Below are 24,722 nucleotides of genomic sequence, written 5' to 3'. Positions count from 1 at the left end.
GGTGAACGGACGTCGCAGGCTCATACACGGCAGGGCAGGCATAGCGGCCCTCATCATCCTGGCGCCGGTCGCCGCCTGTTCGTCCGGAGGTCCGGACGCGGCGGTCGCGCAGCCCCACACCGTCGACGCGGCGCCCCTGGTGCACACGTCGGCAGCCGGACAGGTCGATCCGGGCAAGCCCTTCACGGTGACCGCGGTGGCGGGCAGCCGGCTCACCGACGTCACGGTGAGCGGCCCGGACGGCAAGCAGGTGGCCGGCCGCCTCGCGGACGACCAGCGCAGCTGGCAGACCACCGGGCGGCTGCGGGCCGGCACCGCCTACACCGCCCGAATAGCCGCGGACGACGGCAAGGGCGGCCGCGGCCAGACCACCGCCTCGTTCCGCACGGTGGCCGCGCAGAACCTGCTGACCGCGCAGCTCGGCCCGGACTCCTCCGGCAGCGGCGTGTACGGCGTGGGCCAGCCGCTCACCGTCAAGCTCTCCGCCCCGGTGAAGGACGCGGCCGCCCGGCAGGAGGTGGAGCGCGGACTCACCGTCACCTCCTCGCCCGCCGTCACCGGCGCCTGGTACTGGGTGGACGACAGCAACCTGCACTTCCGCCCGAAGGACTACTGGCCGGCGAACGCCACGGTGAAGCTCTCCTTCGACCTCACCGGCTCCCGGATATCCGACGGCCTGTACGGCGGCGACCCGGCGACCCTGGCGCTGAAGACCGGCGACCGGGTGGAGGCCGTGGTGGACGCCGCCGCCCACCAGCTCACCTTCCGCCGCAACGGCGAGCTGATCAAGACCATCCCGGTGACCACCGGCAAGCCCGGGTTCGACACCCGCAACGGCATCAAGGTGGTGCTCGGCCAGGAGGCCGACGTCCGGATGCGCGGCGAGACGGTCGGCATCGCCGCCGGCAGCGCCGACTCGTACGACCTGGACGTGCAGTGGGCCACCCGGGTCACCTGGAGCGGCGAGTACGTGCACGCGGCCCCCTGGTCGGTGGGCTCGCAGGGTGTCGCCAACGTCAGCCACGGCTGCACCGGCATGAGCACCGAGAACGCCAAGTGGTTCTTCGACAACACCCGGGTCGGCGACATCGTCCAGGTGGTCAACAGCCTCGGCCACGAGATGGAGCCGTTCGGCAACGGCTTCGGCGACTGGAACGTCACCTGGACGGACTGGGTGAAGCACTCCTCGGTCGGCGGCCAGGTCTCGACCGCGGGTACCGCGGACGCCGCCGCGCAGAACGCCGGGTACCTCCAGCCGGAGCTGTGAGCCCCACCCGCGGCCCGGCCCCGCGACGGGGGAACCCGCACGGGGCCGGGCGCGTTCGACCGACGGACGGCCGCCGCAGTGGCGGTCGCGGAGCACGGGGGTGGCTCGGTGTCCGGTGACGAGAAGGTCGTCGCGGAGTGGATCGCACTGACGGGGGCGACGGCCCGGAGGGCTGGCTTGCCCTCCCGGCCGGCCGGGAGCCGCGCGGCGCGGTGGTGGTGACGGGGGAGATGTTCGGGGTCACCGGCCATCTGAAGGACGTCTGCGCCCGGCTCGCGGAGGCCGGGTACGCGGCCCTCGCCCCGGACGTGTACTGGCGGCAGGGCCGTCGCACCGGGCTCGACGCCGACGAGGCCGGCCGGGCCCGCGGTCGCGAGCTCATGACCGCGCTGCGGCGCGACGAGGCGCTGGCCGACCTGGCCGCGGCCCGGACGGCGGCCCTGCGGCACGCCGGTACGGGCGGTGTGGCGGCGCTCGGGTTCAGCCTCGGCGGCCACCTCGCGGTGCTCGCCGCGACCGGGCTCCGCTTCGACCTGGTGGTCAGCTACTACGGCGGCTGGCTGCTGGACGGCGGCCTGCCGGTCGCCGAGCCCGTCGCCCCGGTCGGGTACGCCGACGGGATCGCCGCCAACACCGGCTTCCTGCTCGGGTTCTTCGGCGCGGACGACTTCGTGATGCCGATCGACGAGTGGCAGCGGGTCGGGCGGCGGCTGGCCGAGGCGGGCGCCGCGTACGAGCAGGTGACGTACCAGGGCGTGGGGCACGGCTTCTTCTGCGACGAGCGCCCGGCGACCTACGACGCCGAGGCCGCCGCCGACGCCTGGGGGCGCACCCTGGCCGCCCTGGAGCGGTACGTCGACCCGGCGGGCCGTCAGGCGCCGTAGGCGACCTGCAGGGCGGTGCGCAGGGCCGCCACGGCCTCCTCCCGGGTGACGCCGAGCCGGTGGGCCCGCTCGGCGTACTCGGCGGCGGCCGCGGCGAGCAGCCGGTGGGCGCTGTCGCCGACGGCGGCGATCAGCGTGCCGCGCCGGCCGTGGGTCTCCACCACGCCGTCCGACTCCAGCTCCCGGTAGGCCCGGGCGACGGTGTTCGCGGCCAGGCCGAGCTCCTCGGCGAGGGCCCGGACGGTCGGCAGCTTCAGCCCGACCGGCAGGGCGCCGCTGCGGGCGCCCTCGGCGATCTGGGACCGGACCTGCTCGTACGGGGGAGTGGCGGCGGTGTGATCGATGGTCAGCTGCACAGGGCCATTGTGGCAAAGCCCGAGGGCCCCTGCCGGTGCGGCAGGGGCCCTCGGGCCGTGGCGGTTCAGCTGCGGATCAGTGGTGGCCGTGGCCGCTGGTGATCTCGTGGTGCTCCTCGGCGGTCGGCTTGGCGATCTGGCCGCCCTCGCCGAAGTACGCCTCGGACAGCTTGGCGCGGGTCCGCTCGATCGGTCCGACCTTGCGGGCCACACCGTTCTCGTCGACCTCGGCCGGCAGCTCGGCCGGAGCGTGCTGCTCGTGCGCCGTGAGCTTGTACAGCTTGTCCTGCGGCAGCTGCTCGTGGACCTCGATGAACTCACCGTGCGGCAGGCGCTTGATGATGCCGCTCTCGCGGCCGTGCAGCACCTTGTCCTTGTCGCGGCGCTGGAGGCCGAGGCACCAGCGCTTGGTCACGAAGAAGACGATGACCGGCAGGACGAAGAAGCCGACCCGGACGGTGTAGGTGATCGTGTTGATCGACAGGTGCAGGTGGGTGGCGATCAGGTCGTTGCCACCACCGATCAGCAGGATCACGTACTCGCTGATCCAGGCCGCACCGAAGGCGGTGCGGACCGGGGCGTTGCGCGGGCGGTCGGCGATGTGGTGCTCGCGCTTGTCGCCGGTGACCCACGCCTCGATGAACGGGTACACCCAGATCGCGGTCAGGACGAGCGGGAAGACCATCAGCGGGACGAACACGCCCATGTTCAGGGTGTGGCCCCAGGCGCGGATCTCCCAGCCCGGCATGATGCGGATCAGGCCCTCGGAGAAGCCCATGTACCAGTCCGGCTGGGCGTCGGTGGACACCTGGTCGGGTCGGTACGGGCCGTACGCCCAGATCGGGTTGACGGTCGCGATCGCCGAGGCGGCCGAGATGACGCCGAACACCAGGAAGAAGAAGCCGCCGGCCTTGGCCATGTAGACCGGCATGAGCGGCATGCCCACGACGTTCTGCTCGGTGCGGCCGGGGCCCGCGAACTGGGTGTGCTTGTGGTAGAAGACCAGGATCAGGTGGGCCACCAGCAGGCCCAGCATGATGCCCGGGATCAGCAGCACGTGGATGGTGAAGAACCGCGGCACGATGTCGGTGCCGGGGAACTGACCGCCGAACAGGAAGAACTGGATGTACGTGCCGACCAGCGGCACGGCCAGGATCGCGCCCTCCATGAACCGGATGCCGGTGCCCGACAGCAGGTCGTCGGGGAGGAGTAGCCCATGAACCCGTCGAACATGCCGAGGAACAGCAGCAGGGCGCCGAAGATCCAGTTGATCTCGCGGGGCTTGCGGAAGGCGCCGGTGAAGAAGACGCGCATCATGTGCACCAGCATCGCGGCCACGAAGACGATCGCGGCCCAGTGGTGGATCTGGCGGATCAGCAGACCGCCGCGCACCTCGAAGCTGATGTCCATGGTCGAGGCGTAGGCCTCGGACATCCGGATGCCGTCGAGCGGGGCGTAGGGGCCGTGGTAGACGACCTCCGCCATGCTCGGCTTGAAGAACAGCGTCAGGTAGACGCCGGTCAGGATGATGATGATGAAGGTGTAGAGGCAGATCTCGCCCAGCATGAAGGACCAGTGGTCCGGGAAGATCTTGCGCAGGTTGGACTTGGCGAGGGAGTAGATCCCCAGCCGTCCGTCCGTCCAGTCAGCCGCCGCCTCGAACTTGTTCGCGGGCTTGGCACGGGTGCTGGCCGGCTTGGAGGCACCAGTGGTGGCGCTCTTCGCGGTACTCACGCGCGCTCCCAGAAGCTCGGGCCGACGGGCTCCGCGAAGTCGCCGGTGGCGACCAGGAAGCCCTTCTCGTCAGTGGTGATCTTCAGCTGCGGCAGGGGGTGCCCGGCCGGGCCGAAGATGACGCGCGCGCCGTCCGACAGGTCGAAGGTCGACTGGTGACAGGGGCAGAGCGCGTGGTGGGTCTGCTGCTCGTACAGGCTGATCGGGCAGCCGACGTGGGTGCAGATCTTCGAGTAGGCGAGGATGCCCTCGAAGCCGAGGCCCGCGGAGGTCTTGTCCTTGAGGTCCTCCGGAGCGATCCGGACGATCATCAGGGCGTCCTTCGCGATCTGCTCCTGGAAGCCCTCCTCGGACTCCTCCAGACCCTCGGGCTTGGCGAACGTCAGCGAGCCGGTGACGATGTCCTCGGGCTTCATCGGCTCGTTGGTGTTCATGTTGATCAGCTGGATCGGCTTGGCCGGGGTGGCCGCGATCCAGCCGGTGTGCTGCAGCTTGTCCTCGGGCAGCGGGCCCAGGTCGCGCAGCAGCACGACGCCGGAGAGCGGCACCAGGGCCATCGAGCCGATCAGCGTGTTGCGGAGCATCTTGCGGCGGCCGAAGCCGGACTCCGCGGCGCCCGTCCTGAACTGCTCGATGACGTCCGCGCGGACCTCGTCGTCGGCCTCGATCGGGTGGCGCTCGGCCGGGATCTCGTGGTCCGACATCAGGGTGCGCGCCCAGTGGACGGCGCCCGCGCCGATGCAGAACAGCGCCACGCCCAGGGTCAGACCCAGGGAGAAGTTCAGCGCGCTGATGTGGCCCAGCGGGAAGACGTAGATGATCTTGTCGATGTCGAAGATCACGTACGACGCGATGAACCCGATGGTCGCGAGCATCGAGACGATGAACAGCAGGGAGACCTGCCGCTCGGCGCGCTTGGCGGCGCGCTCGTCGATGTCGGTGCGGCGGGGCTCGTGGGCGGGGAGCCCGGGGTCGGCGAACGGGTCGCCGTGAACGGCGACCTCGTGCCCTTCGGAGCCGTGCGACTCCGGAAGCTTCTCGTCAGACATCTCGTGGCTCATGACTTCTTGGCCTTGGTGGTGTGGGCGGCGACCCAGATCGCGGTCACGATGAGCGCACCGAGGGCGAAGATCCAGCCGAACAGACCCTCGGTCACCGGACCGAGGCTGCCCAGGGCCAGGCCGCCGGGGTTGGGCTCGTCGTTGGTGTGGCGGACGAAGGCCACGATCTGCTTCTTCTGCTCCTCCGGCATGGTGGTGTCGGGGAACGAGGGCATGTTCTGCGGGCCGGTCTGCATGGCCTCGTAGATGTGCTTCGCGGAGGTGCCCTCCAGCGACGGGGCGTACTTGCCCTGCGTCAGGGCACCGCCCTTGCCGGCGAAGTTGTGGCACTGGGCGCAGTTGGTGCGGAACAGCTGACCGCCCGCGGACACGTCGTTCGGGTCCGTGGAGGTGTACTGCTTCGCGTCCGGGGCGACCGGGCCGGGGCCGAGCGAGGCCACGAAGGCGGCCAGCTGGTCGATCTGGGCCTGGGAGTAGATGACCTTCTTCGCCGGCACCTGGGCACCGCTCTGCTGGGCGGGCATCCGGCCGGTGCCGACCTGGAAGTCGACCGCGGCGGAGCCGACGCCGACCAGGCTCGGGCCGTCACTGCCGCCCTGGCCGTTCAGGCCGTGGCAGGAGGAGCAGCCGACGGCGAAGAGCTTCCTGCCCTCGTCGATGGCCAGCGACTGCGAGGAGGTGTCGGCCTGCGCCTTCTCGGCGGGCGCGAACGCGGCGTACAGCCCCCGGTGGCCGCCAGGGCGAGAAGTAGGACGACCAGCGCCGCCAGTGGGTGGCGCCGTCGTGCGGAGAGCTTTTTCACGGATTAACCCCGGTGTCAGGATCTGGTCGTCGGCTGGTGGCTGCGCCCGAGGGGCCGGTCTGCTCGGGCCGGTACCCGGGTGAGGCGCGGACTGGTCGGCCGGGTGTCCGCCGGTGGGCGGGTGTGCTCCCGGTCGGCGGCCAGCGACCTGATCAGCCTTTACTTGATCAGGTAGATGGTCGCGAACAGGCCGATCCACACGACGTCGACGAAGTGCCAGTAGTACGACACGACGATCGCTGCGGTGGCCTGCTCGTGCGTGAACCGCTTGGCGGCGTACGTCCGCCCCAGGACCAGCAGGAAGGCGATCAGACCACCCGTCACGTGCATGCCGTGGAAGCCGGTGGTCAGGTAGAACACCGTGCCGTACGGGTCCGAGGAGAGCGAGAGGCCGTCGTTCTTGACCAGCTCGGTGTACTCGAAGATCTGGCCGCCGATGAAGATCGAGCCCATCACGAAGGTGATCGTGAACCACGAGCGGAGCTTCTTCACGTCACCGCGCTCGGCGGCGAAGACGCCGAGCTGGCAGGTGAGGGAGGAGAGCACCAGGATCGTGGTGTTCACCGAGGAGAACGGCACGTTGAGGGCGTCCGCCTTCTCGGTCCAGAACGCCGATCCCTTGACCGAGCGGAGCGTGAAGTACATCGCGAACAGGGCCGCGAAGAACATCAGCTCCGAGCTCAGCCAGACGATGGTTCCGACGCTGACCAGGTTCGGCCTGTTGACCGCTCCGTGCGCGTGTCCGGTTTCTGTTGCTGTTGCTGTCGCCACGACGGACATTATGTCGGTCCCTTATTCCGTCTTCACGCCGGGGGTACTCCTCGGAGTGTCCGGTGCGTGCGGTATGCCCGGCTGCCCCCGGAGCTGCGCCGCCCCGACCAGGGGGCCGACCGGGTGTCCGTTTTCTGACGGTTGTTCGGTATGGGTCAGGCAAGGTCCCCCGGGAGGGTGAGATTCGGGCGCGGCGGCTTGAGGGAGATCGCGTCAGGGGCTCACCGCGGCGGGTGTCCGGGAGTAGCATCCGAAGGTGAACGTGGTCCGGATCACACTGGGCCGTTCGGAGCGGCACCTTTCGGTGCGGCACATATATGAGGACGAGCACCCGGGAGCAGGGCCCATGGCGCACACGACCGACGAGAAGCTCACCGTTCTCGTCTACAGCGACGACCGCAACACCCGCGAGCAGGTCACCCTGGCGCTCGGGCGCCGGCCCGCCGCCGACCTCCCGGAGATCGAGTACCTCGAGTGCGCCACCACCCCGGCGGTGCTCCGCGCCCTGGAGAAGGGCGGCGTCGACCTCTGCGTCCTGGACGGCGAGGCCGTCCCGGCCGGCGGCCTCGGCCTCACCCGCCAGCTCAAGGACGAGATCTACGGCTGCCCGCCCGTCCTGGTGCTGATCGGCCGGCCGCAGGACTCCTGGCTCGCCGCCTGGAGCCGCGCGGACGCCGCCATCGCGCAGCCCGTCGACCCGGTGGCGCTGGCCGAGGCCGCGGCCACCCTGCTGCGCGCCCGGGTGGCCCGGCGGACACCCGTCCACCACTGACCGCCGGGGCCGCCCCGGCGGGGCGTCTCAGCAGGAGAGAAGCGGCGGCGGGACGGGCGCGTACGCCCCCGCCGCTCGCTAGGCTGACTCCGTTCCTTTTTCGGCGTACTACCGATGAGAGCTGGAGTCGGCCATGGTGAACGTGAACCCTGCGAACGGCGGCAAGGACCCCGTGCAGGTGGTCCGCACCTGGCCGGACGTCCTGACCGCGCTGCTGAACGGCGAGGACCTCGGGCAGGCCGACACCGCCTGGGCGATGGACCGCATCATGGCGGGCGAGGCCACCCCCGTGCAGGTGGCCGGCTTCATGATCGCGCTGCGGGCCAAGGGCGAGACGGTCGACGAGATCAGCGGCCTGGTCGACGCGATGTACGCGCACGCCGAGCCGCTGCACATCCCCGGGCCCGCGGTGGACATCGTCGGCACCGGCGGCGACCGCGCCAAGACCGTCAACATCTCCACCATGTCGGCGATCGTGGCGGCCGCCGCGGGGGCGAAGGTGGTCAAGCACGGCAACCGGGCCGCCTCCTCCGCCAGCGGCTCCTCCGACGTCCTGGAGAAGCTCGGCATCCGGCTCGACCTCAGCGCCCGCAGGGTCGCCGAGGTCGCCGAGGAGACCGGCCTGACCTTCTGCTTCGCGGCCAAGTTCCACCCCGCGATGCGTCACGCCGCCGAGGCCCGCCGGGACCTCGGCGTGCCGACCGCCTTCAACATCCTCGGCCCGCTCACCAACCCGGCCAGGGTCACCGCCCACGCGATCGGCTGCTTCGACACCCGGCTGGCCGGCCTGATCGCCGGCGTGCTCGCCCGGCGCGGCGCGAGTGCCCTGGTCTTCCGCGGCGACGACGGCCTCGACGAACTCACCATCTCCACCACCTCGCACGTCTGGATCGTCCGGGACGGCGGGGTCACCGAGACGGTCTTCGACCCCCGCGAGGTCGGCATCGACCTGGTCGGCATCGAGGCGCTGCGCGGCGCCGACGCCGAGCACAACGCCGGGGTCGCCCGCCGGCTGCTGGCCGGCGAGCGCGGCCCGGTGCGGGACGCCGTCCTGCTCAACACCGCCTCCGCGCTGGCGGCCCTCGACCCGACCGACGCACCGCTGGCCGAGCAGCTCGCAGCCGGCATCGAGCGGGCCGCCGCCGCGATCGACTCCGGCGCCGGTGAGGCCACCCTCAAGCGCTGGGCCGAGGCCACGGCCCGCGCCTGACACCCGCGTTGCCCCGTGCCCCGTGCCCCGGCGGTCCGCCGACCGCCGGGGCACGGGTGCGTCCGGATGGCGGGACGCGGGCTTGACCCGCCGTCGGCTCGCCACGTAGCTTCTGAGCCAGGTCATGAGTGACAGCGCGAAGCCCCAGCTTGCTGTCCGGCAACCCTCCGTCCGTGGCGGGGTGCCCTGGGTGAGGACCGGGCCGCGCGGCAGACCGTCCGCGAGGCAAGCGCGGACTTCCGGCGACGTACTCCCGGGGTCCTCACCCGTGAAGGAGTGCACCCCCATGTCCCTCGCCACCGCTCTCTACGCCCCGCTCGCCGTCCTCGGCCACGACGTCAAGGTCCCGCTCGCCTCCGGCGAGAAGGTCGGCTACGCCGCCCTCGACTACGCGGCCAGCGCCCCCGCCCTGCAGCGGGTCTGGGACGACATCGCCGCCTACGCCCCCTACTACGGCAGCGTGCACCGCGGCGCCGGCTACCTCTCGCAGCTCTCCACCGATCTGTTCGAGCAGAGCCGCCGCACCGTCGCCGACTTCCTCGACCTGCGCGAGGACGACCAGGTGGTGTTCACCCGCGCCACCACCGACTCGCTCAACCTGCTCGCCGGCGCCGTCCCCGCCGGCACCCGGGTCCTCGCCTTCGAGACCGAGCACCACGCCTCGCTGCTGCCCTGGCGGCACGCCGGCCTGACCGTCGAGTACCTGCGCGCCCCCGCTCGCGGGCCGAGGCCGTCGCCGCCCTGGAGGCCGCACTCGCCGCCGGCGGGGCCGACGGCCCGCGCCTGCTCTGCGTCACCGGCGCCTCCAACGTCACCGGCGAGCTCTGGCCGATCGCCGAGCTCACCGAGGTCGCCCACCGGCACGGCGCCCGGGTGGTGCTGGACGCCGCCCAGCTCGCCCCGCACCACCGGCTGTCGGTGCGCGACCTGGGCGTCGACTGGGTGGCCTTCTCCGGGCACAAGCTGTACGCGCCGTTCGGCGCCGGCGTGCTGGCCGGCCGCAGCGACTGGCTGGACGAGGCCGAGCCGTACCTGGCCGGCGGTGGCGCCAGCCGCACCGTCGCCCGCGAGGCGGACGGCTCGGTCGCCGTCGAGTGGCACCGCGGCCCGGCCCGGCACGAGGCCGGCTCGCCCAACGTCATCGGCGCCTACGCCATCGCCTCGGCCTGCCGGGCGCTCACCGAGGCCGGCTTCGACGTGCTGGAGGCCCGTGAGCAGGCCCTGATCGAGCGGCTGACCACCGGCCTCGCGGAGATCCCCGAGGTCAAGGTCCTCAACCTGTTCGGCGAGGGCTCGGCCCGGGTCGGCGTCCTCTCCTTCGTCGTCCGGGGCTGGAACAGCTCGCACTTCTCCGCGGCGCTCTCCGCCGAGTACGGCATCGGCGTGCGCGACGGGCTGTTCTGCGCCCACCCGCTGGTGCGCACCCTGCTCGGCGGCGAGGAGTCGGCGCCCTCCGCGTGCGGCGCGCCGGAGCCGTCCCTGCCGGGCGAGCGCAGCCTGAACGCGATCCGGGTCAGCTTCGGCGCCGGCACCCCCGAGGAGCACGTCGACCGCTTCCTGGCGGCCGTCCGCGCCCTGGTCACCGACGGCGCCCGCTGGACGTACCGCAACGAGGGCGGCCGCTGCGTCGTCGACACCCGCGCGCACGCGGCCTGACGGGCCGGACGGCCGGGCGCAGAACGCCCGGCCGAGGCGCCGCTACTCGTCCAGGCCCAGCGCGAACGCGGCCTCCAGGTCGTGCTGCGAGTAGGTGCGGAAGGCGATCTGGGTCTCGGTCTGCGCCACCCCCGGCACCTTGTTCAGCCGGCCCGGGATTACCTCGGCGAGGTCCTCGTGCCGCCGCACCCGCACCATCGCCACCAGGTCGTAGCTGCCGGTCACCGAGTAGACCTCGCTGACGCCCTCGATCGCGGCGATCGCCTCGGCGATCTCGGGGATCCGGTCGACGCTGGTCTTGATGAGGACGATCGAGGTGATCACTCTTCGGCTCCTGTGTGTGGGGTTGGGGCCAGCGTATCCGCCGCCGCCGGGCCCGGCCGATCCCGTCGGCGGAGCCCGGCCGCCCACACCGCGAGCCAGCCCGCACTGAACCCGATCACGTGCGCGACGTACGCGACGCCGGGCACGGCCGAGCCCACCGACCACCACTGAAGGCCGAACCACAGCCCCAGCACCAGCCAGGCCGGGAACCGCAGCGGCAGGAACAGCAGCATCGGCACCAGCGCCGTCACCCGGGCCCGCGGGTACAGCCGCAGGTAGCCGCCGAGCACCCCGGCGATCGCCCCCGAGGCGCCCACCAGCGCCCGGACGGACTCCGCCGACTCGGACTGGGTCAGCGCGTACCCGTACGTCGCCAGGTAGCCGATGCCCAGGTAGAAGAAGAGAAAGCGGATCCGGCCCAGCCGCTGCTCGACGGCCGGCCCGAAGACGTAGAGGAAGAGCATGTTGCCCGCCAGGTGCAGCCAGCCGGCGTGCACGAAGAGCGAGGTCAGCACCGAGAGCACCGGGACCTTGCCCGGGGTCGGCGCCAGCGTGCAGCCCGCCACCGCGGGCGGCAGCGCGGCCAGTTGGAGGGCGTCCAGCGGCCGGTGCGCCAGCAGCTCGACCGGCACCGCGCCCCAGCGCTGCTCGAACCGCTGCTCCGCGCAGACGCGGTCGCCGCCCGACCCGTACCGCGGGTTGAGGCCGAAGCTCGGCCCGGCCAGCAGCACCACCGCGCTCACCGCGATCAGCACGTAGGTGACCAGCGGTGCGGCGGCGGCCGCCGGCGGGGCGGCCGCCGCGGGCTCGTCGCGTGCGGGGGCGGGGGCGGGAGCGGGGACGGCCATGACAGCGAGCATTCCTCCGCTCCGGCCCGGCGACACCGTGCCGTGCTGCAAGCGGGTGACCGTTCCACCTGCCGGGACCGGTACCCGCCGCCGCACGCGCACGCCCTAGGCTGGACGTCCCACCAGGGACCCGTCGAGAGGACCACCGATGACCGTCGTCGCCCCCACTGCCGAGACCCGCTGGCGCTGCACCCTGTGCGGCAACCTGACCCGTTTCGACGTGACGCGCTCGGCCCGGGTGGTGGAGTACCTGCACTTCGACCTCGGCGGCGAGTCCAAGGTGGAGGAGACCGAGGTGCTCAGCGAGACCCTCGAGTCGGTGCGCTGCCGCTGGTGCAACGCCGTCGACCAGGTCGAGCTCGTCGCCCGGCCGGGCGCCGAGGACGAGGCCGCCGCGGAGGAGCCGAAGGCCTGACGCCGCGCGCCGCCCGCACCCCGGCACGGCCGGGGTGTGTGGCGTGGTGTCCGGCGGGGCACGGTACACGGGACAATTGCACAGAGGTGCATCGGAGGGCGGCGGCAACAGGCCGCACGGGCCCGGGAGCAGGATCGGAGCCGAGGACGTGGTGGACGCAGCGAGGGAGCCGTCCGAGCCGCAGGGGCAGCAGCCCGCCGCGGACCCGGGGCTGCCGGACGCGGCCGTGGCCGGGCAGGCAGCCGAGGCAGCCGAGGCCGAGCACCTGGACCGCCCGCTGCCCGAGGGCGTCCGCCGCCGGGTGGTCGGCATCGCCGCCGACGCGCTCGGCGCCATCCCGCTCGGCGATCTGCCGTCGGGGCTGCGCCCGTACGCCAAGTTCACCCCGGCCCGGCGGGCCAAGTACGCGGCGACCGCGCTGGCCGCGGCGCTGGACGCCGAGCCGGTGTTCCGGGTCCGGATAGCGGACCGCCTCCGCCTGGGCCAGCCCGATCTCGTCAAGGCGCTGGAGAGCGGGACGGTCCCCGCCGCGGCCGATCCGCTGGACGTCGCGGCCGCCGCCTACCTGCTGCGCCCGGTGGGCTGGAGCCGACTGGTCGCGGAGGCCGGCGACGAGGTCGAGCGGGCCGACGCGGAGGGCGCCGCCGCCGAGGCCGCCCGGGTGGTGGAGAAGCTGCAGGCCGAACTGGCCGAGGTGCGCGCCGCGGCCCGGGCCGACCTGGACCGCCAGCGGGCCGACTCCGAGGGGCTCCGCAAGGAGGCCGAGTCGCTGCGCAAGCGGGTCCGCGGCCTGGAGAGCGACACCCGGCGGGCCCAGGCAGAAGTCCGCAAGGTGCAGGCAGAGCTGGAGGCGGCCCGCGCGGCCGCGCTGGCCGAGCGCAGCGCCGCGGACGGCGAGGCCCGCCGGCTGCGGCACCGGGTCACCGAGCTGGAGGCCGCCTCCGAGGCGGGCCGGCGCTCGGCCCGGGAGGGCCGCAGTGTGGAGGACATGCGGCTGCGCCTCCTGCTGGACACGGTGCTGCAGTCGGCCCAGGGCCTCCAGCGCGAGCTGGCGCTGCCGGTGGCCCAGCTGCGGCCGGCCGACCTGGTCGAGGCGGTGGAGCCGTCGTCGGCGTCGCCGCACGACGTGGCGCGGCGGGGTCTGGCGGAGGACGACCCGGCGCTGCTCGACCAGCTGCTGGCGATTCCTCAGGTCCACCTGGTGGTGGACGGCTACAACGTGACCAAGAGCGGCTATCCGACGCTGCCGCTGGAGCAGCAGCGGCTGCGCCTGCTGGGCGGTCTCGCGATGCTGGCGCAGCGCACCCAGGCCGAGGTGACCTGTGTCTTCGACGGGCAGGACCTGGACGTGCCGGTGATCATGGCGCCGCCGCGCGGGTGCGGGTGCGGTTCAGCCGCACCGGGGAGACCGCGGACGAGCTGATCCGGCGTCTGGTGCGGGCCGAGCCGCAGGGCCGGCCGGTGGTCGTGGTGTCCACGGACCGCGAGGTCGCGGACGGTGTCCGCAAGGCCGGGGCGCGCCCGGTGGCCTCGATTCTGCTGCTGAACCGGCTCGCCCGGCCCTGACGCGCGGGCGGGCCGGGTGGCCCCGATGTGTCGAGGTCGTGAAATCCCGCTCGGGGGTGCGGATCGAGGGGTTCCGGGAGTGGCGTAGCGGGCGGATCTTCACTAGGGTCTGGCGTCAAACCTATTTTCCGGACATCCACTCGTTCGGGTGAGTCCAGCAGGAAGAAGGAGCTAGACCCTTGGCCTCCCACCGCCGTCCCAAGCAGCCGAGCCGCGCACGCGTGTCCGTGCTCACCGCTGCCGCAGCGACCGCGGTCGCCCTGTCGGCCCAGGCGAGCGCCCACGCGGCGCCGGCGAAGCCCTCCGTGGACGAGGTCAAGGTCCAGGTGGACCAGCTGCAGCAGGAGCAGGAGCAGGCCACCGAGAAGTACGACGGTGCCAAGGAGCGCGGCGACCAGCTGAAGAAGCAGGCGACCGAGCTGCAGGACCAGATAGCCCGGACCCAGGCGCAGCTGAACGAGGTCGCCTCCGGGCTGTCGGCGGTGGCCGCCGACGAGTACCGCACCGGCGGGATCGACCCGACCGTGGCGCTGATGCTCTCCTCGAACCCGGACAACTACCTCGACAAGGCGTCCAGCAACGAGCAGGCCACCGACACCCAGGCCTCCACGCTGAAGTCGCTGCGCGACCAGCAGCGCCGGCTGGACCAGCAGAAGGCGGAGGCCGCGGCCATCCTCGCCGAGCTGGACCAGACCACGCAGACCCTGAACGACACCAAGGCCCAGGTGCAGCAGAAGCTCGCCGAGACCCAGCGGCTGCTGAACACCCTGACGGCCAGCCAGCGGGCGGCCGTCCTGGGTGGCGACCGCGCCTCGCGCGGCGGTAGCCGGGTCGACCCCTCCACGCTGCCCCCGGCGTCCGGCTACGCCGGTGCGGCCGTCCGTGCGGCGCTGACCCGCCAGGGCGACCCGTACGTCTGGGGTGCGACCGGCCCCTCGACCTTCGACTGCTCGGGCCTCATGGTGTGGGCGTACGCCCAGGCCGGCGTCTCGCTGCCGCGGACTTCGCAGTCCCAGGCGAGCGTGGGCGTCAACGTGGGCACCAACATCGCCAACGCGCAGCCGGGCGACCTGGTGATCTACTACTCGGACGCGCACCACGTCGGCATGTACATCGGCAACGGCCTGGTCGTGCACGCCCCGCACACCGGCGACGTGGTCAAGACCATGCAGGCCGACCTGCTGCCGATCAAGACCATCCGCCGGATCTGACCCTTCGGGGCAAAAGCGGACATTCCCTCCCGACCGCGGTTCTGACGCCGCGTGACACGCCCGGACGCGCCGAGATCCTTCTGTGATCTGCGACACGTTCCGGGCGTTCTCTTTTGTGCTCGTATGATGAGAAACCGTCAGCTGACGGTGGATTTCCCGTCACGGACGGTCGCGACCGCACAGAAAATCGGCCATGGATCCGAGATTTTTCCGACAAGGATTTGAACGGATCACGGATCGGTTACTAGGGTCATCCCACTGACCACCGCACAGAAGATCGCCCAACCCGGGTGACGGCGGGGGTCGCCGCCGAGTCCGCGACACAGCTGGGCAGTCCCACTGCCTACGGGGAGGCCCCTGCCGGGGGTGCTGTCGAACGGAGCCGGGGAACCACGTTCCCCCGGGGTGAATCGGCGTCAGGTCGGCCGCGCCGGCCGGTGTGCGGCCAGCCGCGCACCGCAGGGGCGGGCGGTGAGACGTCGTAGGGCATGCTTCCGGCCCGAACCCGTCAGCTCACCCGGTAGGCGGTGTGAGGAAGAAGGAGTCCGCCTTCGTGGCGTCCCATCGTCGTCCCAAGCCCGTCGGCCGCACGCGCGCCTCGATCCTGACTGCCGCCGCCGCCACCGCCGTCGCCATCTCCTCCCAGGCGGGTGCCGCGCACGCCGCCCCGGCGCCGACCAAGGACCAGGTCAAGGCCCAGGTCGACCAGCTGAACCAGCAGGCCGAGGTCGCGACCGAAGCGTTCAACGCCTCCACCGAGAAGCAGCAGGACCTGCAGAAGCAGGTCACCCAGCTGCAGGACCAGGTGGCGCGCCAGCAGGGCGAGGTGAACGGCGTTCAGAGCCGGCTCGCGGAGGTCGCCGCCCAGCAGTACCGCGACGGCGGCATCTCGCCCACCGTGCAGCTGATGCTCTCCAGCAACCCGGGCGACTTCCTGGACAAGGCCGGGTCGGCGAGCCGGATGAGCGCCACCCAGGCCGACACGCTGAAGACCTTCAAGTCGGAGCAGGCCAAGCTCGACGCGCAGAAGGCCGACACCGAGCACAAGCTCGCCGAGCTCGACACCACCACCCGGAACCTGAAGGCGCAGAAGGAGGAGATCCAGGGCAAGCTCGCCCAGGCGACCGCCCTCCTCAACACGCTGACCCAGAAGGAGAAGGACGAGCTCGCGGCGGCCGCCGCCAAGGCGGACGCGGATGCCCGCAACGCCGCCGACAAGGCGTCCCGCGACACCGTCCGCGCCCCGCTCGACCTGCCGTCCGGCTCGGCCGCCGTGAAGGCGCTCGCCGCCGCCGAGACCAGGATCGGCGCCACCTACGTGTACGGCGCCGCCGGCCCGAGCACCTTCGACTGCTCCGGCCTGGTGCAGTGGGCCTACCGCCAGGCGGGCGTCTCGCTGCCGCGCACCGCCGACGAGCAGTGGCACGCCGGCACCAGCGTCGGCACGAACGTCGCCAACGCCCGCCCCGGCGACCTGGTCGTCTACGAGGGCGGCGGGCACATCGCGATCTACGTGGGCGGCGGGCAGGTCATCCACGCGCCGCACACCGGCACCGTGGTGAAGTACGCCTCGGCCACGATGATGCCGATCACGGCCATCGTGCGGATCTGACGCACCGGCTCGGCCTGTCGCGGGTCCGGTCCCCTCCAGGGGGCCGGACCCGTCCGCGTTGCGTCCGGCCTGCGACGTCGGCCCCGGTCCGGCCGAATGTCCGATTGGTGGTCAGATATTCGGTGATGGAGGGGTTTGGACTAGATCGGTGCGACTCGCTAACGTCTGCCCCCGGACGTTCGCGAGGACGCCGTCCGTCCCGGGCGGCGCCTCCGTCCGGCCGCCCGAACGGAGTCGCCGCCGCATGACCGCGCACCTCCGCGCCCACCTGCCGGGCGCTCACACCATCGCCAGGGCCCTGGTGCTCACGGCGGCGGCCACCACCGCCCTGGGCGTCACCGTCGGGGGCAGCGCGTACGGCGCCCCCGCGGCCCCCGCGGACCCGGCCCTGCGGACGGCCGACGTGCAGGCCCGGGTCGACCGGCTGTACGACGAGGCGGAGCAGTCCTCCGAGCGGGCCGACGCCGCGCAGGCGCAGCAGCAGCGCCTGCAGGCCGAGGCGGACGCCCTCCAGGACCAGCTGGCCCGCGGCCAGGACGAGATCAACCGGCTGACGGCCGACCTGGCGCTCACCGCCGCCGCCCAGTACCGCGCGGGCGGCCTCGACCCGGGTGTCCGGCTGATGCTCGACTCCGACCCGGCCGGCTACCTCACCCGGGCCCGCGCCCTCGACCAGGCGGCCGCCCGGCAGAGCGACACCCTGCGCGAGGTCGCCGACCGCCGCCGCAGGCTCGACCAGCGCCGCGCCGAGGCCACCGCCAAGCTGGCCGCCCTGGAGGAGGTCCGCCGCTCGCTGGCCGACAGCAAGGAGCAGATCCGGCAGCGGCTGGCCGCGGCCCAGAAGCTGCTGGGCGGCCTGAGCGCCGGTGAACGGGCCCGGCTGGTCGCCGACGACGCGCGCGCCGCCGAGTTGCGGGCCACCCGCGGTACCGACCGGCTCGACCTCGGTGACCAGCCGCCGTCCTCGGACCGGGCGGCGGCCGCGCTGGCCGCCGCGATCAGCCGGATCGGCTCGCCCTACGTGTACGGATCGACCGGGCCCGACGCCTTCGACTGCTCCGGTCTGATGTACTGGAGCTGGCGGCAGGCCGGAGTCACCCTGCCGCGCACCTCGCAGGCGCAGGCGTTCGCGGGGCGTCGAGTGAGCCTGTCCGAGGCGCGACCGGGAGACCTGGTGATCTTCTTCAAGGACATGCACCACGTCGGGATGTACGCCGGCGGCGGTGTCGTCGTGCACGCCCCGCACCCGGGCGCCCCCGTCCGCTTCGAGAGCGTCAGCGCCATGCCCGTCAGCGGGGTGGTGCGGGTCTGAGCGGCGTCTACGGGCACCCCGGCGCGTCCGCGGGGAGGCCGAACCCCTGGTCACCGACCTCCCCCGGCGTTTCGGGGCAGGTCTGGGCGTGCTGCCCGCGGGCCGCCTCTCGCGGCGGGGCGCCCTGCTGCTCGCGGCGGGCGGGCTCGTCCAGCTCTCGGTGCCGAGGGCCACCGGGGCGCCGCGCACCGGCCCGGCGGCCGTGCCGCCGCAGGCCGTCCCCGCGAACGGCGTCCGGAGCCGGATCGAGGGGCTGCTGGCCGACCGTGCCCGCGCCGTGCTGCGCCGCGACGGGGCGGCTCTGCTGGCCGGGGTCGCGGACAGTGCCCGCCCGGCCCAGCAGCAGACCGCCGCGTGGACGGCCCGGGTGCCGTTCGCCGCCGTCGAGTACCGCATCAGCGCCGTCACCGGGCCCGGGCCGGACGGCCTGCTCACGGTCACCGCGGGCTTCGCGCACCGGCTGCGCGGCATCGACGAGCACCCCGCCGTCCTGCCGCGGCGGCTCACCTTCACCAGCACCCCGGGCGGCTGGCTGCTGGCCTCCGACGAGCCGGACGGCTCCGCCGCACTCTGGGACCTCGGCGACGTCCGGGTCGCCCAGGGCCGCTCCTCGCTGGTGCTCGGCCTCGGCGAGCAGGCCGAGCTGGACGGCCTGGCGGCGGTCGCCGACCGCGCCGCGCCGGCCGTCTCCGCCCTCTGGGGCGACGGCTGGCCGGGCCGGCTGCTGCTGCAGACCCCGGCGACCGAGCCCCAGTTCGCCCGGATGCTGGACGTAGCGGCCGGCTCGTACCAGGGCATCGCGGCCGTCACGGTGGCGGCCGGCGGGGCCCCGCGGTCACCCCGGCGGACCGGGTGCTGGTCAATCCGGAGGCCTTCCGCGGGCTGAGCGACCTCGGCCGGCAGGTGGTGGTCACCCACGAGGCCACCCATGTCGCGACCCGGGCCGCCACCCACGCGTGGACCCCGCTCTGGCTCTCCGAAGGGGTCGCGGACTACACCGGCTACCGCACCGCGGGCCGGACGGCCCGGCAGATCGCGCCGGAGCTCGGCCGGGACGTCGCCGCCGGCCGGGTGCCGACCGCGCTGCCCGCCGACGCGGACTTCGCGGCCGGCTCCCCGGGCATCGCCCAGGCCTACGAGCAGGCCTGGCTGGCCTGCGACCTGGTCGCCCGCGAGTTCGGGCCGACCCGGCTGGTCTCGCTCTACCGCGCGGTGGGCGCCTCGGGTGCCACCGGCCGGCTGGACGCCGTGCTCCGCGCCGAGCTCGGCATGGACCTCGCGGCCTTCACCAAGCACTGGATCGCCGACACCGTCCGCCAGCTGCGCCGCTGAGGTCAGCGGGCCGCGGCGAGGCCCGCGGCCAGCCCGTCGGCGTCGATCAGGTCGGTGTGGGTGCCGGCGGAGGTGCAGGTGTACGCCCCGGCGACGGCGCCGGCCAGCATGCTCCCGGTGGCCGGGCGGCCGTCGAGCCAGGACGCGAGGAAGGCGCTGACGAAGGCGTCGCCGGCGCCGTTGCTGTCCACCACCGGGCGCCCCGGGTCCACTGCGGGCTGGTGCCTGACCTCCCGCTCGCCGCGTTCGAGCAGGTAGCTGCCGTCCGCGCCGGCGGTGGCGACGACCAGGCGGGCCCGGCCGTCGGCGAGGATCGCCCGCATCAGCTCCTCGGGACGGTTGCCGCAGCCCGCCGCGGAGAGGAACACCAGGTCCGCGCGGAGGGCGTAGTGCCGGTGGTGCTCGGCGACGCCGTCCCAGGCGTGCAGGTCGGTGGAGCTGGTGCGGCCGAGCCGCTCGATGTCGGGGTGCAGGTCGCGGTTGATCCCGGTGATCGACAGGTGGACGTGCCGGGCCTGCTCCAGGAAGGGCAGGTAGAACTCCCGCGGCAGTCGCAGGTCGGCCGGGTGGCGGCCGTCGTAGAAGGAGAACCGGCGGCCCTGCGCGTCCACCAGGTTGACCCCGCGCGGGGTGCCGGCGGGGGAGGTGAGGTGGGAGAAGTCCAGGCCGTGCCTGCGGTAGGCGTCGAGGACCATCGCGCCCTGCGGGTCGTCGCCGAGGAAGTCGATGAACTTGGTGCGCAGCCCCAGCCGGTGGCAGCCCAGGGCGACGCCGTTGCCGGTGTGCCCGACGTAGTCGCGGACGGGGGCACGAACACGGAGTCGGAGGAGGGGATCTCCAGGCGGTCGACCCGCACGATGGTGTCGACGCCGGCACCGCCGACCACCAGGACGTCGTACGTGGACATGCGGGTACCCCCAGGCGGCTGCGGCTCCGTTGACGGGGCACGATGCTGCCAGGGGCCGGGGGTGCCTGCAATGGCTTGCAGAAAGTTTCAGGCCGTGGGGGCGGTGCGGCCCACCGACGGGTCCAGGTCGTCCAGCAGCGCCTGCTCGTAGGCGATGCCCGGCCGCACCGGGTAGCTCGGTGCCGCGGGCTCGGCCGGCAGGACGAGGGTCGGAGCCGCGTCCGGCCCCCGGGTGGAGCGCCACAGCCGCCGGCAGGAGACGATCGCCGCCGCCAGCAGCAGCAGGTTGCGGGCGGCCAGCACCGCCACCCCCACGGCTGGCTGTGCTGCACCGCACCGAACAGCAGCGGGAACTCCACCGTGGTCAGCACCGTCGCCGGCAGGATCAGCAGTGCCACCGGCTTCTGGCTGGTGCCGCGCACGGTCAGGCAGACCGCCGCCAGCCCGACCAGCCAGACCAGGTACTGCGGGCTGATCACCCGGCTGGTCACGGTGAACACCAGCAGCGCCGCCAGCGCCGCGTCGAAGGTCGTGGACGGCTGCCAGCGGGCCGCGCGCAGCCGCCACAGCAGCAGCCAGCCGAAGCCCAGCAGGGTGCCCGCCACGCTCACGTCGGAGATCACCGGCACCCAGGGGCCGAGCATCTCCAGCGAGCCGTAGTTCATCGTGACCTGGCCGTCCCAGGCGCCGGCCAGCTTGGCGAAGTGCAGGGGCAGCGCGCCCAGCGACTCCACCTCGATGCCGCGCTCCTTCTGGAACTTCAGGAACTCGAAGGCGCCGTTCATCCCCGCGGTGAGCAGGAAGCCCAGTGACCCGGCCGTCGCCGCCGCCGCCGTCCAGGACCTGCGGGTGCGGCGGCCCCGCGGCGTGCCCGCCAGCGCCAGCACCGGCCAGACCTTCACCAGCCCGCCGAAGCCCAGCAGCACCCCGCCCAGCGCGGGCCTGCGCGCGATCACCAGCAGGCCCGCCACGGCGATCGCGGTCACCATGATGTCGTACCGGCAGTAGACCGTCGGCCCCAGCAGCGGCACGCCCACCGCCCACGTCCAGGCGCCCGTGAAGCTCCGCCCGCGGCGGCCGCCCACCCGCATCAGCAGGCCCATCGCCAACGCGTCGAAGACCCCGCACAGCACGAAGAACGACACCAGGTACGACCAGGGCAGCAACCCCGGTAGCATGATCACCAGCGCCGCGCCGGGCGGGTACTGCCAGGTCACGTCGTCCAGCGGGAACGTGCCGGTCTGCAGCACCTCGTACCAGCCGTGGTAGATCACCGAGACGTCGGAACTCACGTCCGTCCCGGAGATCCGCAGCACCCCGACGGCCATCAGCAGGACCAGGACCCGGGTGGCCAGCCAGGACGCCCCGAGCGCCCAGAGCGCGCCGCCGGCCGGCGACGGAGCCGGTGAGCCGGTCAGGGCGAGGCGCTCGGCGCTGCTGGTGCTGCCGGTGCGCCCGGTCGGGGCCAACTCCACTGCGCTCCCTCGTTCGTCTCGCTTCCTGCGCCGCGGACACCCGCGGGCCGGGCCGTCCACGACATAGGACCGGCCCGGAGCGGAAACGGTTGCGCTGCGATGCTTCGTTCCCGGCGGGCCGTGGCGTTGACCTATGGTACGGATCACCGACCCGACCACCGAGCACCCCCCGATCGAGCGAGCCGCGGCATGCACAAGACCCTCATCGTCACCAACGACTTCCCGCCCAGGCCGGGCGGTATTCAGGCGTTCGTCCACAACATGGCCGTCCGCCAGCCGGCCGGGTCGATCGTCGTCTACGCCTCCACCTGGCGGGACGGCGCCGAGGTCGCCCGGTTCGACGCCCGGCAGCCGTTCCCGGTCATCCGGGACCGCACGACGATGATGGTGCCGACCGCCCGGGTGAACCGCCGGGCCGCCGAGATCCTCCGGGCGGAGGGCTGCAGCTCGGTCTGGTTCGGGGCCGCCGCCCCGCTGGGCCTGATGGCGCCCGTCCTGCGCCGGGCCGGCGCCGAGCGGCTGCTCGGCATGACCCACGGCCACGAGGCCGCCTGGGCCCAGCTGCCGGGCTCGCGGCAGCTGCTGCGCCGGATCGGGGCCGGCACCGACACCCTCACCTACCTGGGCGAGTACACCCGCTCGCGGATCGCGGCCGCGGTCGGGGAGCAGGCGGCCGCCCGCATGGTGCAGCTGCCGCCCGGCGTCGACGAGCGGACCTTCCACCCGGCCTCCGGCGGCGCGGAGGTCCGGGCCCGGCTCGGGCTCAGCGACCGCCCGGTGGTCGTCTGCGTCTCCCGGCTGGTGCCCCGCAAGGGCCAGGACACCCTGATCGAGGCGATGCCGCAGATCCTCGCCGCGGTGCCCGACGCCGTGCTGCTGATCGTCGGCGGCGGGCCCTACCGCGCGGACCTGGAGAAGCTCGCGGACGCCCGCGGGGTGCGGGCCTCGGTGCGGTTCACCGGCTCCGTGCCCTGGGAGGAGCTGCCCGCCCACTACGGCGCCGGCGACGTGTTCGCGATGCCGTGCCGCACCCGGCGCGGCGGCCTGGACGTGGAGGGGCTCGGCATCGTCTACCTGGAGGCCTCCGCGACCGGCCTGCCGGTCGTCGCCGGGGACTCCGGCGGCGCCCCGGACGCCGTCCTGGAGGGCGAGACGGGCTTCGTCGTCCCCGGCCGCTCCGCCGAGGCGGCCGCGGAGCGGATCGTCCGGCTGCTCCACGACGAGTCGCTGCGCCGCCGGATGGGCGAGGCGGGCCGCCGCTGGGTCGAGCGCTCGTGGCGCTGGGACATGCTGGCGCAGCGGCTGACCTCGCTGCTGGCCTGAGGGCCCCGCGGACGCGCGGAAGGGGGTCCCACCCGGCGGGTGGGACCCCTTCGCGCGCGCGGCCCGTCAGCGGCGGTACAGCGCCTCGACGTCGTCGGCGTAGTCCTTCAGCACGACGTTGCGCTTGAGCTTCAGCGACGGCGTGAGGTGACCGCTGGCCTCGGAGAACTCGGTGTCCAGCAGACGGAACTTCTTGACCGCCTCGGCGTGCGAGACGGCCTGGTTGCCGTCGTCCACCGCGGACTGCAGCGCGGCCAGCAGGTCGGCGTCCTCGCGCAGGTCGGCCAGGGTGGCGTCGGCGGGCTTGCCGTTGAGCTCCTTCCACTTGGGGAAGAAGTCCGGGTCGACGGTGAGCAGGCAGGCGATGAACGGGCGGCGGTCGCCGACCACCATGACCTCGCCGACCAGGGCGTGCGCGCGGATGCGGTCCTCGATCACCGCCGGGGCGACGTTCTTGCCGCCCGCGGTGACGATGATCTCCTTCTTGCGGCCGGTGATGGTGAGGTAGCCCTCGTCGTCCAGCGAGCCCAGGTCGCCGGTGGCGAACCAGCCGTCGGCCAGCGCGTCGGCGGTGGCCTGCGGGTTGTTCCAGTAGCCGGTGAACACCTGCGGGCCCTTGAGCAGCACCTCGCCGTCCTCGGCGATCCGCACCGAGGAGCCCGGCAGCGGCTGGCCGACGGTGCCGATCTTCGGCTTGTCGTGCGGGTTGAAGGCGGTGGCGGCGCAGGTCTCGGTCAGGCCGTAGCCCTCCAGGACGGTGAAGCCGATGCCGCGGTAGAAGTGGCCGAGCCGCTCGCCCAGCGGGGCGCCGCCGGAGATCGCGTGGGTGGCCCGGCCGCCGAGCGCGGCCCGCAGCTTGCCGTACACCAGCTTGTCGAAGACCGCGTGCTTCACTCTCAGGACGGGCCCGGCGCCGCCGGCGTCCAGGGCCCGGCTGTAGGCGATCGCGGTGTCGGCGGCCTTGTCGAAGATCTTGCCCTTGCCGTCGGCCTGGGCCTTGGCGCGTGCGGTGTTGTAGACCTTCTCGAAGACCCGCGGCACACCGAGGATCAGGGTCGGCCGGAACGAGCCGAGTTCGGCGGTGACGTCCTTGATGTCCGAGACGTGGCCCAGCTTGATCGGGGCGATCGCGGCCGCGATCTCGGCGATCCGGCCCAGCACGTGGGCCAGCGGCAGGAACAGCAGGACGGAGCTGTCGCCGGTGCGGAACAGCGGCTCCAGCCGGGCGGTGACGTTGCCCAGTTCGGCCAGGAAGTTGCCGTGGGTGAGCTGACAGCCCTTGGGGCGCCCGGTGGTGCCGGAGGTGTAGACGATGGTGGCGATCGAGTCGGCGGTCGGCACCTTGCGGCGCTCGGCCACCGTCGCGTCGGAGACCTCGGCGCCGGCCTCGGCGAGCGCCGCGAGGGCGCCGCGCTCGATCTGCCACGTCCGGGTCAGCAGCGGGAGTTCCTCGCTGACGGCGGCGACCACCGCGGCGTGCGCGTCGGTCTCGGTCACCACGGCGACGGCGCCGGAGTCGCCGAGGATCCACTGCACCTGCTCGGCGGAGGAGGTCTCGTACACCGGCACGGTGATCGCGCCCGCGCACCAGATCGCGAAGTCGAGGAGCGTCCACTCGTAGCGGGTGCGGGACATCACCGCGACCCGGTCGCCGGGCTGCACGCCGGAGGCGATCAGGCCCTTGGCGGCAGCGTGCACCTCGGCGAGGAACTGCGCCGCCCCGAGGTCCTGCCACTCGCCGGCCACCTTGCGGCCGATCACGGCGACGCCGGGGTGCTGCTCGGCGTTCTGGTGGACCAGGTCGGAGAGGTTTCCGCCGCTGGGCACCTGGTAGCGGGCCGGAAGGCTGAACTCGAGCAAGACTGCTCCTCGTCTGCGACGCTG

Annotated in this window: 19 protein-coding genes, 5 pseudogenes and 2 riboswitches; of the genes and pseudogenes, 13 read left to right on the top strand and 11 right to left on the bottom strand. The window is 73.2% G+C overall.

Annotated features, from left to right (window positions below; translation table 11 throughout):
- Nucleotide 1: 1 nt before the first annotated feature.
- Together ABEB13_RS13030 and ABEB13_RS13025 are read left to right on the top strand one after the other, a co-directional pair.
- Nucleotides 2–1,267 carry a L,D-transpeptidase gene (locus ABEB13_RS13030; protein WP_345705640.1) on the top strand — a complete coding sequence of 422 codons (1,266 nt, stop codon included), beginning with the start codon at nucleotides 2–4 and terminating at the stop codon, nucleotides 1,265–1,267.
- A gap of 137 nt (nucleotides 1,268–1,404) precedes the next feature.
- The gene (locus ABEB13_RS13025; RefSeq protein ID WP_345705639.1) at nucleotides 1,405–2,151 is read left to right on the top strand and encodes a dienelactone hydrolase family protein; all 747 of its coding nucleotides are present in this window, start codon (nucleotides 1,405–1,407) and stop codon (nucleotides 2,149–2,151) included.
- Here the strand turns inward: ABEB13_RS13025 and ABEB13_RS13020 are convergent.
- From ABEB13_RS13020 to ctaE, 5 genes and pseudogenes are all read right to left on the bottom strand, one after another.
- A complete protein-coding gene (locus ABEB13_RS13020) occupies nucleotides 2,139–2,507 on the bottom strand; it encodes a GntR family transcriptional regulator (RefSeq protein ID WP_345705638.1) in 369 nt (122 codons plus the stop codon). The two genes, ABEB13_RS13025 and ABEB13_RS13020, sit on opposite strands and share 13 nt — an antisense overlap.
- Nucleotides 2,508–2,583: 76 nt before the next feature.
- Nucleotides 2,584–4,241: pseudogene (qcrB, locus tag ABEB13_RS13015) on the bottom strand (cytochrome bc1 complex cytochrome b subunit).
- Entirely contained in the window at nucleotides 4,238–5,290 is a 1,053-nt protein-coding gene (gene qcrA / locus ABEB13_RS13010) for a cytochrome bc1 complex Rieske iron-sulfur subunit (protein WP_345705637.1), read from the bottom strand. The pseudogene qcrB and the gene qcrA overlap by 4 nt, the downstream one beginning before the upstream one ends.
- An 8-nt stretch (nucleotides 5,291–5,298) precedes the next feature.
- Nucleotides 5,299–6,104: pseudogene (qcrC, locus tag ABEB13_RS13005) on the bottom strand (cytochrome bc1 complex diheme cytochrome c subunit).
- Nucleotides 6,105–6,263: 159 nt separating this feature from the next.
- Nucleotides 6,264–6,884: an aa3-type cytochrome oxidase subunit III gene (gene ctaE, locus ABEB13_RS13000; protein WP_100890613.1), complete on the bottom strand. Its 621-nt coding sequence runs from the start codon at nucleotides 6,882–6,884 to the stop codon at nucleotides 6,264–6,266.
- Between the two features lie 337 nt (nucleotides 6,885–7,221).
- On the opposite strand from ctaE, the gene ABEB13_RS12995 reads away from it, so the two are divergent.
- From ABEB13_RS12995 to ABEB13_RS12985, 3 genes and pseudogenes are all read left to right on the top strand, one after another.
- Entirely contained in the window at nucleotides 7,222–7,647 is a 426-nt protein-coding gene (locus ABEB13_RS12995; protein ID WP_345705636.1) for a response regulator, read from the top strand.
- 133 nt (nucleotides 7,648–7,780) lie between these two features.
- On the top strand, nucleotides 7,781–8,857 hold the full coding sequence (gene trpD / locus ABEB13_RS12990) for an anthranilate phosphoribosyltransferase (RefSeq protein ID WP_345705635.1): 1,077 nt from the start codon (nucleotides 7,781–7,783) through the stop codon (nucleotides 8,855–8,857).
- A gap of 120 nt (nucleotides 8,858–8,977) precedes the next feature.
- Nucleotides 8,978–9,095, top strand: a riboswitch (SAM riboswitch).
- A gap of 48 nt (nucleotides 9,096–9,143) precedes the next feature.
- Nucleotides 9,144–10,513: pseudogene (locus tag ABEB13_RS12985) on the top strand (aminotransferase class V-fold PLP-dependent enzyme).
- Between the two features lie 42 nt (nucleotides 10,514–10,555).
- On the opposite strand, the gene ABEB13_RS12980 reads toward ABEB13_RS12985, so the two are convergent.
- Both ABEB13_RS12980 and ABEB13_RS12975 read right to left on the bottom strand, forming a co-directional pair.
- Nucleotides 10,556–10,837 carry an Lrp/AsnC ligand binding domain-containing protein gene (locus ABEB13_RS12980; RefSeq protein WP_100890617.1) on the bottom strand — a complete coding sequence of 94 codons (282 nt, stop codon included), beginning with the start codon at nucleotides 10,835–10,837 and terminating at the stop codon, nucleotides 10,556–10,558.
- Complete coding sequence (locus ABEB13_RS12975; protein ID WP_345705634.1) at nucleotides 10,834–11,697, bottom strand: rhomboid family intramembrane serine protease; 864 nt, start codon at nucleotides 11,695–11,697, stop codon at nucleotides 10,834–10,836. The genes ABEB13_RS12980 and ABEB13_RS12975 overlap by 4 nt, the downstream gene beginning before the upstream one ends.
- Nucleotides 11,698–11,833: 136 nt before the next feature.
- Here ABEB13_RS12975 and ABEB13_RS12970 point away from each other — a divergent pair, with 136 nt between their 5' ends.
- The 7 genes and pseudogenes from ABEB13_RS12970 to ABEB13_RS12940 all read left to right on the top strand — a co-directional run bounded on the left by ABEB13_RS12970 (nucleotide 11,834) and on the right by ABEB13_RS12940 (nucleotide 19,133).
- The gene (locus ABEB13_RS12970) at nucleotides 11,834–12,100 is read left to right on the top strand and encodes a hypothetical protein (RefSeq protein WP_345705633.1); all 267 of its coding nucleotides are present in this window, start codon (nucleotides 11,834–11,836) and stop codon (nucleotides 12,098–12,100) included.
- A 211-nt stretch (nucleotides 12,101–12,311) separates the two neighbouring features.
- A pseudogene (locus ABEB13_RS12965) lies at nucleotides 12,312–13,666 on the top strand (NYN domain-containing protein).
- A gap of 179 nt (nucleotides 13,667–13,845) precedes the next feature.
- Nucleotides 13,846–14,877, top strand: a complete 1,032-nt coding sequence (locus ABEB13_RS12960) for a C40 family peptidase (protein WP_345705632.1) — start codon at nucleotides 13,846–13,848, stop codon at nucleotides 14,875–14,877.
- Nucleotides 14,878–15,234: 357 nt separating this feature from the next.
- Nucleotides 15,235–15,420: riboswitch (cyclic di-AMP (ydaO/yuaA leader) on the top strand.
- Nucleotides 15,421–15,430: 10 nt separating this feature from the next.
- A complete protein-coding gene (locus ABEB13_RS12955) occupies nucleotides 15,431–16,489 on the top strand; it encodes a C40 family peptidase (protein WP_345705631.1) in 1,059 nt (352 codons plus the stop codon).
- 244 nt (nucleotides 16,490–16,733) lie between these two features.
- On the top strand, nucleotides 16,734–17,801 hold the full coding sequence (locus tag ABEB13_RS12950) for a C40 family peptidase (protein WP_345705630.1): 1,068 nt from the start codon (nucleotides 16,734–16,736) through the stop codon (nucleotides 17,799–17,801).
- An 88-nt stretch (nucleotides 17,802–17,889) separates the two neighbouring features.
- On the top strand, nucleotides 17,890–18,687 hold the full coding sequence (locus tag ABEB13_RS12945) for a hypothetical protein (protein ID WP_345705629.1): 798 nt from the start codon (nucleotides 17,890–17,892) through the stop codon (nucleotides 18,685–18,687).
- On the top strand, nucleotides 18,654–19,133 hold the full coding sequence (locus ABEB13_RS12940) for a gluzincin family metallopeptidase (protein WP_345705628.1): 480 nt from the start codon (nucleotides 18,654–18,656) through the stop codon (nucleotides 19,131–19,133). Before ABEB13_RS12945 ends, ABEB13_RS12940 begins: the two co-directional genes overlap by 34 nt.
- 2 nt (nucleotides 19,134–19,135) lie before the next feature.
- On the opposite strand, the gene ABEB13_RS12935 is transcribed toward ABEB13_RS12940, so the two are convergent.
- The 3 genes and pseudogenes from ABEB13_RS12935 to ABEB13_RS12925 all read right to left on the bottom strand — a co-directional run.
- Nucleotides 19,136–19,861 (bottom strand): carbohydrate kinase family protein, encoded by a 726-nt coding sequence (locus ABEB13_RS12935; RefSeq protein ID WP_345709651.1) that lies wholly within the window; start codon nucleotides 19,859–19,861, stop codon nucleotides 19,136–19,138.
- A 266-nt stretch (nucleotides 19,862–20,127) separates the two neighbouring features.
- Nucleotides 20,128–20,355, bottom strand: a complete 228-nt coding sequence (locus ABEB13_RS12930) for a hypothetical protein (protein ID WP_345705627.1) — start codon at nucleotides 20,353–20,355, stop codon at nucleotides 20,128–20,130.
- Between the two features lie 215 nt (nucleotides 20,356–20,570).
- Nucleotides 20,571–21,218, bottom strand: a pseudogene (locus tag ABEB13_RS12925) (glycosyltransferase 87 family protein); the annotation flags it as partial.
- A gap of 486 nt (nucleotides 21,219–21,704) precedes the next feature.
- Here ABEB13_RS12925 and ABEB13_RS12920 point away from each other — a divergent pair.
- A complete protein-coding gene (locus ABEB13_RS12920; RefSeq protein WP_345705626.1) occupies nucleotides 21,705–22,838 on the top strand; it encodes a glycosyltransferase family 4 protein in 1,134 nt (377 codons plus the stop codon).
- Nucleotides 22,839–22,904: 66 nt separating this feature from the next.
- Here the strand turns inward: ABEB13_RS12920 and ABEB13_RS12915 are convergent, their stop codons facing one another.
- Nucleotides 22,905–24,698 carry an AMP-dependent synthetase/ligase gene (locus ABEB13_RS12915; protein WP_345705625.1) on the bottom strand — a complete coding sequence of 598 codons (1,794 nt, stop codon included), beginning with the start codon at nucleotides 24,696–24,698 and terminating at the stop codon, nucleotides 22,905–22,907.
- Nucleotides 24,699–24,722: the final 24 nt, after the last annotated feature.

This window comes from Kitasatospora paranensis, assembly GCF_039544005.1.
Lineage (GTDB): Bacteria > Actinomycetota > Actinomycetes > Streptomycetales > Streptomycetaceae > Kitasatospora > Kitasatospora paranensis.
Note: the sequence above shows the minus strand (reverse complement) of the source record. Positions and strands in the feature narration are given on the sequence as shown.